Annotated in this window: 14 protein-coding genes and 2 tRNA genes; 6 read left to right on the forward strand and 10 right to left on the reverse strand. The window is 67.5% G+C overall.

The features are described 5' to 3' along the window. Positions 1-20: 20 nt before the first annotated feature. Positions 21-806 (forward strand): hypothetical protein, encoded by a 786-nt coding sequence (locus JYK18_RS46600; protein ID WP_242579069.1) that lies wholly within the window; start codon positions 21-23, stop codon positions 804-806. Here the strand turns inward: JYK18_RS46600 and JYK18_RS11750 are convergent. Beyond that, positions 800-1,243: a DUF4262 domain-containing protein gene (locus tag JYK18_RS11750; RefSeq protein ID WP_206802118.1), complete on the reverse strand. Its 444-nt coding sequence runs from the start codon at positions 1,241-1,243 to the stop codon at positions 800-802. The genes JYK18_RS46600 and JYK18_RS11750 overlap by 7 nt on opposite strands. A 110-nt stretch (positions 1,244-1,353) precedes the next feature. Between JYK18_RS11750 and JYK18_RS11755 the strand changes: the two genes are divergently transcribed. Both JYK18_RS11755 and JYK18_RS11760 read left to right on the forward strand, forming a co-directional pair. Continuing rightward, positions 1,354-1,992 (forward strand): PAS domain-containing protein, encoded by a 639-nt coding sequence (locus JYK18_RS11755; RefSeq protein ID WP_307795873.1) that lies wholly within the window; start codon positions 1,354-1,356, stop codon positions 1,990-1,992. Continuing rightward, entirely contained in the window at positions 1,992-2,942 is a 951-nt protein-coding gene (locus JYK18_RS11760; RefSeq protein WP_206802120.1) for a pyridoxal-phosphate dependent enzyme, read from the forward strand. The genes JYK18_RS11755 and JYK18_RS11760 overlap by 1 nt, the downstream gene beginning before the upstream one ends. On the opposite strand, the gene JYK18_RS11765 is transcribed toward JYK18_RS11760, so the two are convergent. After that, positions 2,939-3,712 carry a sporulation protein gene (locus JYK18_RS11765; protein ID WP_206802121.1) on the reverse strand — a complete coding sequence of 258 codons (774 nt, stop codon included), beginning with the start codon at positions 3,710-3,712 and terminating at the stop codon, positions 2,939-2,941. The genes JYK18_RS11760 and JYK18_RS11765 overlap by 4 nt on opposite strands. An 84-nt stretch (positions 3,713-3,796) precedes the next feature. On the opposite strand from JYK18_RS11765, the gene JYK18_RS47980 reads away from it, so the two are divergent. Both JYK18_RS47980 and JYK18_RS11775 read left to right on the forward strand, forming a co-directional pair. Then, positions 3,797-5,719: a helix-turn-helix transcriptional regulator gene (locus JYK18_RS47980; RefSeq protein ID WP_206802122.1), complete on the forward strand. Its 1,923-nt coding sequence runs from the start codon at positions 3,797-3,799 to the stop codon at positions 5,717-5,719. Positions 5,720-5,934: 215 nt separating this feature from the next. Next, positions 5,935-7,113: an aromatic acid exporter family protein gene (locus JYK18_RS11775; protein WP_206802123.1), complete on the forward strand. Its 1,179-nt coding sequence runs from the start codon at positions 5,935-5,937 to the stop codon at positions 7,111-7,113. Here the strand turns inward: JYK18_RS11775 and JYK18_RS11780 are convergent. From JYK18_RS11780 to JYK18_RS11790, 3 genes are all read right to left on the reverse strand, one after another. Then, positions 7,110-7,331, reverse strand: coding sequence for a nitroreductase/quinone reductase family protein (locus tag JYK18_RS11780; protein ID WP_242580515.1), 222 nt, complete (start codon positions 7,329-7,331; stop codon positions 7,110-7,112). The genes JYK18_RS11775 and JYK18_RS11780 overlap by 4 nt on opposite strands. Continuing rightward, positions 7,291-7,363, reverse strand: a tRNA-Ala gene (locus JYK18_RS11785). The genes JYK18_RS11780 and JYK18_RS11785 overlap by 41 nt, the downstream gene beginning before the upstream one ends. Positions 7,364-7,398: 35 nt before the next feature. Beyond that, complete coding sequence (locus JYK18_RS11790; protein ID WP_113695284.1) at positions 7,399-7,584, reverse strand: DLW-39 family protein; 186 nt, start codon at positions 7,582-7,584, stop codon at positions 7,399-7,401. Positions 7,585-7,719: 135 nt separating this feature from the next. Between JYK18_RS11790 and JYK18_RS11795 the strand changes: the two genes are divergently transcribed. Next, positions 7,720-7,953, forward strand: coding sequence for a CsbD family protein (locus JYK18_RS11795; protein WP_206802125.1), 234 nt, complete (start codon positions 7,720-7,722; stop codon positions 7,951-7,953). 113 nt (positions 7,954-8,066) lie between these two features. Here JYK18_RS11795 and JYK18_RS11800 read toward each other — a convergent pair whose 3' ends face one another. The 5 genes from JYK18_RS11800 to gyrA form a co-directional block, all read right to left on the reverse strand. Beyond that, the gene (locus tag JYK18_RS11800) at positions 8,067-8,567 is read right to left on the reverse strand and encodes a hemerythrin domain-containing protein (RefSeq protein ID WP_206802126.1); all 501 of its coding nucleotides are present in this window, start codon (positions 8,565-8,567) and stop codon (positions 8,067-8,069) included. A gap of 91 nt (positions 8,568-8,658) precedes the next feature. Continuing rightward, a complete protein-coding gene (locus JYK18_RS11805; protein ID WP_206802127.1) occupies positions 8,659-9,396 on the reverse strand; it encodes a hypothetical protein in 738 nt (245 codons plus the stop codon). Positions 9,397-10,487: 1,091 nt separating this feature from the next. Next, positions 10,488-10,561, reverse strand: a tRNA-Ile gene (locus tag JYK18_RS11810). A 50-nt stretch (positions 10,562-10,611) separates the two neighbouring features. Next, positions 10,612-11,406: a DUF3566 domain-containing protein gene (locus JYK18_RS11815; RefSeq protein ID WP_206802128.1), complete on the reverse strand. Its 795-nt coding sequence runs from the start codon at positions 11,404-11,406 to the stop codon at positions 10,612-10,614. Between the two features lie 31 nt (positions 11,407-11,437). After that, a complete protein-coding gene (gyrA, locus tag JYK18_RS11820) occupies positions 11,438-13,948 on the reverse strand; it encodes a DNA gyrase subunit A (protein WP_206802129.1) in 2,511 nt (836 codons plus the stop codon). Positions 13,949-13,952: the final 4 nt, after the last annotated feature.

Genomic DNA, 13,952 nt, shown 5'->3' on the forward strand with positions numbered 1-13,952 from the left:
GACTCTGCCAGTATGGCCAGGTGCTCACCCCTGACCAGTACCTCGGCGTGGTCGCGGAACGCGTGCAGCGGTCCGGCGGTCAGTTGCGCCAGATCCAGATCGGTCCGGTCAACGCCGTGCTCGGCCTGTTCACCGAGTCGATCATGATGTCGACGATGAACTACGCGGTGGTCGCCGCGCCGCTGGCGGAGGTGACCGCCGCCGCGCTGTGGGACTTCACCGGGCACGCCACGCAGCACGCGCGCGCGAACGTGGTCGGCACGGTCGGCTGGACCGCCGCGTCGATCGTCATCGCCGGCCTGGTCGGCGAACGGGTGTACCCGGACGCGATCCAGGCCGCCACCGCGAAACCGGGCAACCAGTTCGGCGGGGAGACGCGCATGGTCGCGGTCGACCTGGCCGGCGGGCAGACGCACACCTTCACCGGCAGCAAGGTCTGGGGCGCCGCGATCCAAGGCTCGATCAAGGCGAAGATCTTCTTCACCTTCCCGCAGCCGGCTGAGGCGTACCAGCAGCTGCAGTGGCAGCCCCAGCAGCCGGGTTTCGGGCAGCAGGCACCGCAACAGCAGCCGTACGGCCAGCAGCCCTACGGCCAACCGCAGTCACCGCACGGGCAACCGCAGCCCTATGGCCAGCCCGGACAACCGCAGCAGCCGTACGGGCAACCGCCATCGCCCGGGCAGCAGCCCCACGGCCAGCCCGGCCAGCAGTTCCCCCAGCAACCACCACAGCAGCCCTACGGGCAGCCACAGCAGCCGTACCCGCCGCAGCAACCCGGGTACGGCCAGCCGCCCCGCGGTTACTGACCCAGCAGCGGCTGCCGGTCCACCGGCAGTGAATACCCCTCCTCCCAAGGGAAGTAGCCGCGCCGATCGTCGGTGACCACCTGCAGCGCGGGCACCGGCGACTGGAACAGGCGGTTGGCGTCGACCAGGTACGGCGTCGAATCGGGCACCGGGACCAGCGTGGCGCGGTGGATCCGCTCGTCGAAGGAGACCACCTTCCCGGCGTGCAGGCGCTCCCCGCCGAGCACCCGCTCGGCCAGTTCGTCCAGCATCACCGCGGTGTTCCCCTCACCGAACCCGAACATCAGCAGTTCGGGGTGGTCCAGCGCGCTCAGGCCCACGGTGTAGCCGAACGGCGCGCCCTCCGCCGCCCAGCCGTCCACGTACCGGACCGCCCACCCGGAGATCCGGATGAACTCCCACGTGCGGTCGTCCTCGTCGAGAATGGTGTTGTTCAAGACGCACCCCCGGAATCAGCTTCGAACCTTTGTTCGATACTACCGCGTGCCACCGACAGTTTCGGCAAGCTCACTGGACAATGCGTCCAACGTCTGTACATACTGTCCAGGTGACCGCCGATGCCGTGCTCAACGCCCTGCGCCCCGTGCTCCACGGGCTCGCTGCGACCTTCGGCCCGAACTGCGAGGTGGTGCTGCACGACTACCGCAGGCGCGACGCCTCCGTCATCGCCGTGGCGGGCAAGGTGACCGAACGAGCGGTCGGCGGCGCGATGAGCGAGATCGGCCTCGGCCTGCTCGCGCGCGGCAAGAACGCCGAGGACCAGCTGAACTACGTCACGCGCACCGCGTCCGGCAGGCTGGTCAAGTCCTCGACCATGCTGCTGCGCGACGAACGCGGTGAGGTCTTCGGCGCGCTCTGCGTCAACGTCGACATCACCGAGTTGCGGCACACCGCGGTGCTGCTGAGCGAACTGTCCGCTTTGGACGCCATCCCGGACGACACCACCACCTTCACCAACGACGTCACCGAACTGGTCCGCGCCGTGGTGCAGGCCGAGGAGCTCAAGCTCGGCCGCCCGGTGGACCGGCTGTCCCGCGCCGAACGCCTCGAGCTGTTCCGCGCGCTGGACGAACGCGGGGTGTTCGGCCTGCAGAAGGCGATGCCCGAAGTCGCCGCCGCACTGGGGATCTCCCGTGCGTCGGCGTACAGCTACCTGACCGAGATACGGAAATCCGGGGAGAACTGATGGTCACCATCGACGACGTCCAGGCCGCCGCCGCGAGATTGGCCGGCCAGGCCAACCGCACGCCGGTGCTCACCTCGCGCACGCTGAACTCGCTCACCGGCGCGGAGGTCTTCCTCAAGGCGGAGAACTTCCAGCGCGTCGGCGCGTTCAAGTTCCGCGGTGCCTACAACGCGATCGCCCAGCTCAGCACCGACCAGCTGGCCGCGGGCGTGTGCACGCACTCCTCGGGGAACCACGCGCAGGCTGTCGCGCTGGCGGCGCGCCTGCTCGGCACCAAGGCCACCATCCTGATGCCCGCCGACGCGCCGGGGTCCAAAGTGGACGCCGTCATCGGCTACGGCGCCGAGGTGCGCCGGTTCGACCGCTACACCGAGGACCGGTTCGCGCTCTGCGAGAAACTGGCCGCGGACAACGGATACGCGCTGATCCCGCCGTTCGACCACCCGCACGTGATCGCCGGTCAGGGCACCGCGACCCTCGAACTGCTCACCGAGCACCCGGACCTCGACGCGCTCGTCACACCGATGGGTGGCGGCGGGCTGATGGCCGGTGCCGCCACCGTGGCGAGCGCGCTGCGGCCTGGGCTCGAACTGATCGGCGTGGAACCCGAAGCCGGTGACGACCAGAAGCAGTCGCTGGCCGCCGGGAAGCTGATCTCCGTGCCGGTGCCGAAAACGGTGGCCGACGGCCTCGCGCTGCCGTCGCCGGGCGTGCTGAACTTCGAGATCATCCGCGAGCACGTCAGCCGGATCGTCACAGTCACCGACCCGGAGATCCTCGACGCGATGCGGTTCCTGTTCGAGCGCCTCAAGATCGTCATCGAGCCGAGCGGCGCCGCGGCGGTCGCGGCGCTGCTGGCCGAGCAGATCCGGTTGCCGGGCAAGCGGATCGGCGTGATCCTCTCCGGCGGCAACGTGGCCGCCGACCGGTTCGCCGCGCTGCTGGGTTAGAGCCAGCCGCTGCCCATCGGCTCGACGATCCGGTGCAGCTCGCCGGCCCAGTCGACCTGGTCGATCGTGCGGTAGTCCACGCGCAGCAGGTTGACCAGGTCGCGGCCGCTGGTGAGCAGCCCGGCCTTCTTGTCCGCCTCGAGCACCACGTCCATGCCGTCCGGTCCGGCGACGAAGCTGACTTCGAGCTGCTTCAGCCGCGGGTAGCGGGGCGAGCCGTGGAACTCGATCTCCTGGTAGAACGGCAGTCGCTGCCGGGTGCCGCGCAGGTGCCCGGCCTCGACGTCGGCCGAGTGCAGGCGGAAACCGAGGCTTTCCACCGCGGCCAGCAGCACGTGCTGGGCGGGCAGCGCGCCGACGCCGATCGGGTCGTTGTCGGTGGCGTCGATGGCACCGGCGATTTCCAGCGTGGTCCGCACGGCGACGGTGGTGCCGTGCAGCTGGCGGTTGTCGTAGAAGTTGATCGGGGTTTCCAGCGGCGCCGGCAGCCGGAACGGCAGTTCGATCGTCTGCCGCGGCCCGAGCGGCACGTTGCGGCGGACGTCGATACGGCCGAAGGTGCGGTGGACGTCGACCTCGCGATCACCGCCCTCGTGCTCCACGCGCGTGACGAATTCGACCAGCACGCCGGGGATTTCCTGCTGCACCTCCCCGCCGCGCAGGCGGATGACCCCCTCCAGAACGCCGCCCGGCTGCACGCCCGGAGTGAACAGTTCGGTCTCTACCTCGGCCCCGCCAACACCGACGGCGGCGAGCAGCTTCTTGAACATGCCGCGAGTCTTCCCACTTCTCCGCGTGGTGTCCACGATCGACACTGAGTCGTTCCTCAGGCGGCGCGGAATACCGTCGAACCCGTGCTCGAACGGGAACAGGCAGTGAGCGTGCTGTCGGCGCGGGGCGTCGCCGCGGAGTCGACGATCGCCTTCGCCGGGTTGCACCAGTTGCTCCACCCGCTCGCGGCGGAGGTCGACGCGCTGCCGCCGGTTCACCGCGACGCGCTCCGGACGGCGTTGGGGTGGAACGATTCTCCGTGCACGGACCTCGTGCTGTACACGGCGGTGCTGCGGTTGCTGGAGTCGGTGGCGCCGGTGGTGGTGGTCGTCGAGGAGGTGCAGCACTGGGATCCGTCCTCGGTCGCCGCCCTGCGCTTCGCCGCGCGGCGGGTGTCTCCGCCGCGGGTGACGATCGTGCTCGAAGGTTCGGCTCCGGCGGTCGTGGACGAATTCTCCCCGGACGAGGAACGGGCGGCGCGCCTCGAAGCCCGTTCGGCGGATGCCGGGCGGCGCGGGGGAATCGCGTCCGCCGCAATGGTTCTGCGCGAAGCCGCGCGGTGGTCGGAGGAACCGGAGCGGCAACGCCGTTCGGCGGCGGCCGCGTACCTCGCGTGGAAATCGGGGCAGCCGGACCTGGCCCGCACCCTGGTCGCGGAGGCGACGCCGGAACGTCACGATCCTTCCGTGGCACCGGTGCTGGACCGGTTGAAGGGCTTGATCGCGCTCGGGGACGGCGACCAGCTTTCCGCGCACGACCACCTGCTGCGCGCGGGGTCCGATCCCGGTTCGCTGTTCATGGCCGCCGCGGCCGCGCACCACGCGGGCCTGCCGCTGGCGCCGATCGCGTCGCGCATCACCGCGGCCGACCCGGAATTCGGGGCGTATGCGGAACTGTTGTCCCGGCTGAACGAGATGTCGGCGGTGGTCGACCCGTGGCAGCTGCGCGCCGCGGCCCCGACGGCGTTGCGCGCGAGCGATGCGCACCAATGGCTTTGGCCACTGGTGCTGAGCCTCTTCGGTTCGTCACCCCGCGCCGCCTACGACTTCGGCCGGGCGGCACTGGACGAGTTCAGCGCGAACGGCATGCACGCGGTGCTGGTGCTGCCCGCGGGGTGGCTGGCCGAGCTGGAGTTCGACCTGGGCCACTGGGACCGCGCGCGAGCCAGGGCGGAGGAGGGTATCAGGTCCACAGAGGACACCGGCCAGCGCACCCGGCGGGCGGATTTCCACGCCACCCTGGCTCTGGTGGCAGCCGCCCGCGGCGAGCCGTGCTTGGCGTCCGCTGTTGCCGCACGTGACCTGGCCGTCCCGGCGCACAACGAGCTGGCCGCTTCACGGGCGTTGTGGGCCATCGGCCTTTCCGAGCTGTCGAACGGGGATTTTCGTTCCGCCGCCGAGCATCTGACGTCGATCACCCACCCGTTCGTTCGTCGAATGGCTTCCGGCGACCTGATCGAATCCCTCGTTCGTGCGGGTGAAGTGGCCCAGGCACGGGCGGTGCTGGCGGCGTGGCTCCCCTGGGCCAAAGCGAGTCGGTCGCCTTTGGTGCACGGCCGCCTCACCCGCAGCCAAGCCCTGTTGACCGACGACGCGGACGACCACTTCACCGAGTCGGCGGTGCATTGCGAGGACCACCCATTCGAGCAAGCCAGAACCCAACTCCTACACGGCGAATGGCTGCGACGCACGCGTCGCCCTTCACAAGCCAGGCCGTTGCTGCGGGCGGCACTGGAAACCTTCACCCGCCTGGGCGCCGCCCCCTGGGAGGCCGCCGCCACCACCCAACTCCGCCCCACCGGCGGCGCCCGCCCGCACTCCGGTGACCTGACCACGCAAGAACTGCGCGTCGCCCGCCTGGCCGCGACAGGGCTGAGCAACCGGGAGATCGGGACGCAGTTGTTCCTGAGCCCGCGAACGGTCGGGTACCACCTGTACAAGACCTATCCGAAACTCGGCATCTCCACCCGATCCCAACTCCGCACCCTCGACCTCGACCGCCGTTGACCTCCGTCACCGAGCCGGTGACCAAGCGTGCCCTCTCTGGTCGAAAGAGGTGAAGCGAGCCCAATACCGATCGGTCATTCGGCGCCATTGACGCAGTGCAACAAAGGGGCACTGCCTTGATTGGGTGATTCGCAACTACTTTAAGCGAAGTGCCCTTGAACTGCGTGCCGTTACTGACCGGTGTTGATCCACTTCGTCCTGGGTAGTCCGGTGGCATGGGGCAGCAGCGGACGGAGGTGGCGCGCCAGGGTGTCCCGGCGCGGGTTCGGCAGTGGGTCGGGCGGGCGCGCTCCGACAGCCACGAGCGTCACACGTTGGCGCTCATCGGGAAGAGCGCGTTCGCGGCCGCGGTCAGTTGGGTGGTTGCGTATGACCTGATGCAGGCGCAGTCGCCGGCGTTTGCGCCGTTTTCGGCGGTTTTGATCATGCAGGTGACGGTGTACCAGTCGGTGGTGCAGTCGTTGCGGTACGTCGGGGCGGTGGCGGCGGGGGTGGCGCTGCAGTTGCTGCTCGGCTACCTCGCCGGGCCCGGGTTGCTGACGTTCGTGCTGGTGGCGCTCGCCGCGATGCTCATCGGGCGGTGGCGGCACCTCGGCACCCAGGGGTCCCAGGTGGTGACGGCGGCGTTCTTCGCTTTCTCCACCTACGTTTCGGCGAGTACCGACCTCGAACGGGTGACGCAGCTGGGGCAGATCATCCTGCTCGTGGTCATCGGCTGCGGCGCCGGCGTCCTGGTCAATCTGCTGATCATGCCGCCCATGCGCTACCGCAGCGCCGAACACGGAATTCACACGCTCGCGCATTCGCTCTGCGATTTGATCAGCGACGTCTACCCCGCACTGCGCGAAGGGTTGCTCGACGAGGAACGCACTGGCCATTGGCGTCAGCGCGCCGCTCAGTTGGGGCCGCTGGTGTCGCAAGCGCAGTCGTCCATGCACACCGCGAAGGAAAGCGTGTACCTCAATCCGCGGCGGATGTTCCGGCGGCACCGACACCACACCGAATTCACCGGTTACCAAGCGATCATCGACGCGCTGGAACGCGTGACCTACCAGATCGGTTCGCTGACGCGCAGCCTGAACCAGTGGCACGGCAACGAAAACCCGCGCGAGTTCCTGACGCGGTACGGGGATTTCCTGGCTGCCATCGCCGAAATCATGCAGACGTTCAGCGAACTCGACGAGAACCAGCTCGACGAGCAAACGCCGCGGCTCTGCTCACTCGCGGATCGTGCCCAGGACAAGCGCGACGACCTGGCGAACTACACCGACGACCTGCCACTGGACGATCCCTCACGTCCCTACGGAATCCTGCTCGCCGAAGCCACTCGCCTGATGGACGAGGCCCAGCACACCTGCGACGTCCTGCAGCACGCCGTGAACGAAAAGAACTAGCGCCCGGCATCCTTGCGCAGCACGACCAAGGGAATCCGGCGGCCCGCCATGGCTTGGTGCCCACCGGCACCCACTTCGACCGTCACGTCGGGATTGGCGACCAAATTGCGAAACCAGTCGAGGTCGCGCGGCGCACCACGGCTGGAAGCGAACACCACGCGCGCATGTCCATATCTGTGGAGCTGAGGGGAATCGAACCCCTGACCCCCGCCTTGCAAAGGCGGTGCTCTACCAATTGAGCTACAGCCCCGGGGCGAGCGACCGATGGCCGCTCGCGACCGAAGTTCAGTTGTTCGCCGCGTCCGAGGTCTTGGCCGGGGCGCTGCCGTTGGTGGAAACGGCGCCGAGCGGCTTGCCGGTCGGGGCGGTGGCTTCGCGCCAGAGGTCGGCTTCGGCCTTCGCGTCCTTGTTCCGCTTCACGACGAAAAGAACGCCGGCCGCGACGACCGCGAGCGCCAACAGCTTCTTCACCTGAGGCCCCTCTCCACGAACACCAGATAGTTGCTCTGCTTGCCCGGTCGATGCTACTGCACCACGCGGGTGCTCGTTTGCGCGGTCCACCTCCGGGTAGCCGGAGGAAGAACGGTCGCCGACAGGAGGGACGAGATGACCAATCGGGACGAACAGCAGGAAGGCGTCAAGGGGGCCGTCGAGGACGTGAAGGGCAAGGTCAAGGAGACCGCGGGCACCTTCCTCGGCAACGACGACATGCAGCGCGAAGGCCAGGCCCAGCAGGACAAGGGCCAGTCGCAGCAGGAGGTCGCCGACAAGGAGGACGAGCTGCGGCGCGCGAAGGAGAAGGCCAAGGTCGACGAGGCCCGGCAGCGAGCCGAGCAGTAAGACGAGGCCCGGCAGCGGGCTGAGCAGTAACCGGCCTGAACAACGGCGCGGAGCAGTAGCCGACCTGGACAAGGGCGAGGCACCGGGGCCCCGCCCTTGTTCCACGTGGAACCTCAGTCGACCCGGTCCTTGGTCTTCTCCACGACCAGGCGCACGTTCTCGATCCGGCCGCAGTTGGTCTTGAGCAGGGTTTCCCTGGCGACCAGGAACGCGGCCCCCAGCTTGTCCCGTTCCTTCTGCGGCAGTTCCTCGCGCGCGTCGTTGAGCAGGGTCTGCTCTTCCTCGTTGATGTGGTGGTTGAGCACCTCGGCGAGGTCTTCGAGCTTCTCATCGAAGTCGTCCCCCTCCAGGTCCTCGACCTTCAGGAAGTCCAGCAGCGCCTGGTTGATCTCGGCGTGCTCCTCCTCGCCGTGCTCGACCTCGTCGTCCTCCGACGCCTTCTTCGCCAGCTGGGGGTAGACCTCGCGTTCTTCGGCCTCGCCGTGCGCCACGAGCAGCTGGGAAAGGTCGTCGCGGAGCTTGGCCCGATCGGAGGACGAGTTCCGGAGCCCCCGCATCAGTTCTTCGAACCTGCGGTGGTCGTTCAGGATCAGTTCGACGACGTCATCGGACATCGAGGGCCTCCAAGGCGAGCCGGTGGTGGTCAGCTACGCCAGGAAGTGCCCCGCCGCCCCGGAAACGAAACAAAGGCGAGCAGCGAGAGCCTCAGGCCTCGTCCACGCGCCTGACGACGCTCCTGAAGCGCTCCAACAGGCGAAGAATTTGCTCTGGCAATCTATCCAACCGGAACCCGTACCGTTCCAGCAGATCTGCCACGCCTCGAATGGCACCGAAGATTCGTTCTGTCTCACCGCGCATCCGCGCCGTCCGCAGTGTCCGCAAGTATGGATCGAGCTGGCCAAGGAGGCCGCGCAGATCGCTGTCAGCACCAGGATAGTTCAGTCGGTCCCATGACCCGGGGCCTGCCGCGTACTCGAGAATCGCGTCGGCAAACTCTTCCAAAAAGATCTGCTCCTCTCGAAAGACCGCCGAGTAGGTGCGTCGCCGACGCCGGATCTCGCGAGCCACAGCCGGATCTCTGTCACGCCAGACTCCCACCCTGGACCGATCGACGGCCGCTTCCAGCCGCAGAAAACGTTGTTCAGCGGCCTGGCGCGAAGATACCGAGAGATGTTTGGCAATTTCTACCCAGCTCATCCCGGACTCACGAGCGCGCCGTAGCAGGTGGTACTCCGCTAACTCAACGTCCTTACGAGCGAGTGCCAGAATCTCAAGCGCTACACCGAACTCGCTGGGATCAGGACTCCGACCGCTTGAGTTGAGTTCTTCGATGATCGCAAGCGTCCTGCCGGGCTTATCCGCCCAGCGCATCACGCCAAGTTTTCGTGCTAGTTGAGCAGCTTTGCGCCTAAGGTCATCTTCTCGAGAAAAGCTCTGTGTCATGCCGTCATCTCATTCGGTGTCAACGGTCTGTTGACAGAATATGTCAACAGACCGTTGACGCACATGGCGCCCAACCCTCCACGCACGTTGATGATCTTGGGAAGCTGACAAGCGTCCCGAGTGTAAACCAGGCCATTCAACGTGGCGACAAACGTCGAACGAGGTCTTACAATGTGACCTGTCTCACTTTGAGGAGAAGAGTTTCAGGTTTCATGCTTATCGCTGCGGGTGGCTCCATCCCACGATGCATGTAACGCTCACAGATGGAGTACGACCCACCTAGAAGACCTCGTCGACACACTGGCTGCGCATCGACGAGGCATCCTCAGTCCTCGGTGGCTTGTCGGCTTGCCATCCAGATGGCCACCGAGGTGAGCAACACGCGACAGACCCTGGCGATCCACGTCAGGGTCTCGTTGTGTGAGACCTCTGCGAAGAGTTCCAGCACTGTTGCGGCACCCTGCGCGACACGGAGCACTCGGACCTCGCGATCCGGTTTGTTCTTGCCTTCTGCATCTCCCCCGTTGCTCGGAGGGGACGAAGGGTCGGGCGTGTCGGTCACTTGACCTCACTTCTGTCACCTGGCAACACGCCAGGAGCGCGCCGTTCGCGCCATGGCGAACGAACGGAGGGCCGACAGGTGAGCATGAAGACTCGCTCGACCTCGAAGACGATACAGGGCGACCGTGACGGAGGGCACCCGCCGCCACCCCCTATCGAGCATCGAGGCGCTCTTTGGTGGCATTGGAGCGATGAACGGTCAGTGAACTCACCGTTGGCGATAGTGCGCACTTATCCCCGGACCACAATCCGGCTCGCTGCCCGATCCCGCTGGTCAGGCAGCAGACCACGCCGAGCCGTAGAGCATCACCAGGGGTAATCCCAGGGTTGCCTAGGGCACAGTTTTCACCTGCCGGAAAGTTACTCTGAGTCATAGAGCTTGCGAGAACGTGCGTTATAAAGCTCCCCCACATGGGGGAAGAAGTCAGCAGCTTGCCGCCGTCGCCCCCGTGAACTCCCCAGCGCGCAGGGTCCTCTGCCCGGAAACGAAACAACCCCCGCCACCAGGTGACGGGGGTTCGTTCTCAGGGTGGGCCCACCAGGACTTGAACCTGGGACCTCTTCGTTATCAGCGAAGCGCTCTAACCGCCTGAGCTATGGGCCCTGGGAACGAGAAGAAGACTACCTGATGCCCTTCCCGTCCCGTACACGGGGTCACTCCCGCTCGGAGAGGGTCACCTCCAGGCCGCCCGCGAGGTCGGCGGAGACGTTGTAGATGAACGCGCTGACCGTGGCCAGCGCCGACAGCAGCACGATGTTGATCGCGCCGATGATGGCCGCGATGCCGAACACGCGACCGGCGCTGATCAGCGGTTCCGACGCGGTGGTGGTGCCCTCGCCCTGGACCAGCGAGGTGTAGGTGCCGTTCAGCTTCTCCCACACGCCCATGCCGTCGAGCACGGTGTACAGCACGCCGACCGCGACCAGCCAGACGAAGAACAACGCCACGCCGAGCACCAGCGACAGCTTCAGCACCGACCACGGGTCGAACCGCTTGATCTGCAGGCTCGCCCGCCGCGGCCCCCGGCCCGGCCGCCGCAGGGCGGTCGGGGTGGGGCGCTTGCCGCCGCTCGGCCGGGCCACCGCCGACGGTGCTTCGCCACCGCTGTCCCCGCCGAACAGCCGGGCGGTGGCCGAACCGGTGGCCAGCGGCTGCTCGCCACCGGCTGGGGTGTGCTCGTACTGCACCGGCGGGGGCGCGGCGGCGGGCTGGGCCTGGGTGGTCTCGGTCGCCACCGGCCACTTCTCCGCAACCGTCGCCTCACTGCCGGAGTCCGAAGACGGCGCCGCCGACGTGGACGCGGCGGGCGCCGGGGTCTCGGCAGGCGCCGGTGAAGCCGGTGCCGAGCCGTTGCCCTCGTCCTTCGCCACGCGCTGCCACGGCGGCGTCGCCGGCCCTGCCGCCGTGCCGTTCGATCCGTGGTTCTCGGGCTTGTCGGATGGTGTCACGAAGCGTCAGTCCTTACCGAGTCCGGAACCACTACTCCTGTGGCTCCTGCGTGTCGTCTCCTCCGGCCGCACCGTTGACGTCTGACGGCTCGTCCGCGTTGCGCGCGACCGCGAGAAGGGTGGTCCCGTCCCCGAGGTTCATCAGTCGCACGCCCTTCGTCTGCCGCCCGGCCTTGCGCACCTGCTCCGCCGGCGTGCGGATGACGCCGCCACTGGAGGTGATGGCGTAGAGCTCGTCGTCGACATCGACGATGAGCGCTGCCACCAGCCTGCCACGGCGCTGGTCGTGCTGGATGGTCAGAACGCCCTTGCCGCCGCGGCCCTGGATCGGGTAGTCCTCGATCGGCGTGCGCTTGGCGTAGCCGCCGTCCGTGGCCACCAGCAGGAACTTGTCCGGGGCCACCACGTTGATGCCGAGCAGTTCGTCACCGTCGTTGAACCGCATGCCCAGCACGCCCGAGGTGGCGCGGCCCATCGGCCGCAGCGCCTCGTCGGTGGCGTGGAAGCGGATCGACTGGCCGTCGGAGGAGACCAGCAGCAGGTCGTCCTCGGCCGAGACCAACACCGCGCCGACCAGTTCGTCGCCCTCGCGGAGGTTGACGCCGATCAGCCCGCCGGAGCGGTTCGAGTCGAAGTCGGCCAGCTTGGTCTTCTTGACCAGGCCCTTCCTCGTGGCCAGCACCAGGTACGGCGCGACCTGGTAGTCCTTGATCTGGATGACGCTGGCGATCTGCTCGTCCGGCTGGAAGGCCAGCAGGTTCGCCACGTGCTGGCCGCGCGCGTTCCGGTTGGCCTCCGGCAGGTCGTAGGCCTTCGCGCGGTAGACCCGGCCCTTGTTCGTGAAGAACAGGATCCAGTCGTGCGTGGAGCAGACGAAGAAGTGCTGGACGATGTCGTCCTGCTTGAGCGTGGCGCCCTGCACGCCCTTGCCGCCGCGCTTCTGCGAGCGGTACAGATCGGTTTTCGTCCGCTTGGCGTACCCGGTCCGGGTGATGGTGACAACAACGTCCTCGACCGCGATCAGGTCCTCGATGGAGACCTCGCCGTCGAACGGGATGATCTGCGTGCGCCGGTCGTCGCCGTACTTGTCGACGATCTCGGTCAGCTCGTCCGAGATGATCTGCCGCTGGCGCTCCGGCTTCTCCAGGATGTCCTTCAGGTCGGCGATCTCGGCCTCGATCTTGGCCAGTTCGTCGATGATCTTCTGGCGTTCCAGTGCGGCCAGCCGGCGCAGCTGCATGTCGAGGATGGCGACCGCCTGCACCTCGTCCACGTCGAGCAGCTCGATCAGCCCGGCCCGCGCCTCCTCGGCCGACGGCGACCGGCGGATCAGCGCGATCACCTCGTCGAGCATGTCCAGCGCCTTGACCAGACCACGCAGGATGTGCGCGCGTTCCTCGGCCTTGCGCAGGCGGTACTTCGTCCGGCGGACGATGACCTCGATCTGGTGCTTGACGTAGTGCCGGATGATCTGGTCGAGCCGCAGCGTGCGGGGCACGCCGTCGACCAGCGCCAGCATGTTGACGCCGAAGTTGTACTGCAGCTGGGTGTGCTTGTAGAGGTTGTTCAGCACCACCTTGGCCACCGCGTCGCGCTTGAGCGTGACCACGATGCGCATCCCGCGCCGGCTGTTCGACTCGTCGGCGATGTCCGCGATGCCGGTGAGCTTGCCGTCCCGGACCAGGTTGGCGATGTTCTCCACCAGGTTGTCCGGGTTGACCTGGTAGGGCAGCTCGGTGACGACCAGGATGGTGCGCCCCTTGGCGTCCTCCTCGACCTCGACCACCGCGCGCATGCGGATCGAGCCGCGGCCGGTGCGGTAGGCGTCCTCGATGCCGGCGTGCCCGAGGATCAGGCCCTTGGTCGGGAAGTCCGGGCCCTTGATCCGCTGCAGCAGCGCGGCGAGCAGCTCGTCCTCGCTGGCCTCCGGGTTCTGGAGCGCCCAGATCACCCCGTCGGCGACCTCGCGCAGGTTGTGCGGCGGGATGTTCGTCGCCATCCCGACCGCGATCCCGGAACCGCCGTTGACCAGCAGGTTCGGGAACCGCGCCGGCAGCACGTCCGGTTCCTGGGTGCGGCCGTCGTAGTTGTCCGAGAAGTCGACGGTGTCCTCGTCGATGTCGCGGAGCATCTCCATCGCCAGCGGCGCGAGGCGGGCCTCGGTGTACCGCATGGCGGCGGCGGGGTCGTTGCCCGACGAGCCGAAGTTGCCCTGGCCGTCGATCAGCGGGTTCCGCATGGACCACGGCTGCGCGAGGCGGACCAGCGCGTCGTAGATCGCCGAGTCACCGTGCGGGTGGTAGTTGCCCATCACGTCGCCGACCACGCGCGAGCACTTGTTGTACCCGCGGTCGGGCCGGAACCCGGAGTCGTACATCGAGTACAGGATCCGGCGGGCGACCGGCTTCAACCCGTCGCGCACGTCCGGCAGCGCCCGCGACACGATCACGCTCATCGCGTAGTCGATGTAGGAGCGCTGCATCTCCTGCTGGATGTCGACCGGTTCGACGCGGTCGTTCTCCGGCGGCAAGGTTTCCGTCATCTGG

Origin of the sequence: Amycolatopsis sp. 195334CR (genome assembly GCF_017309385.1) — a bacterium.
Lineage (GTDB): Bacteria > Actinomycetota > Actinomycetes > Mycobacteriales > Pseudonocardiaceae > Amycolatopsis.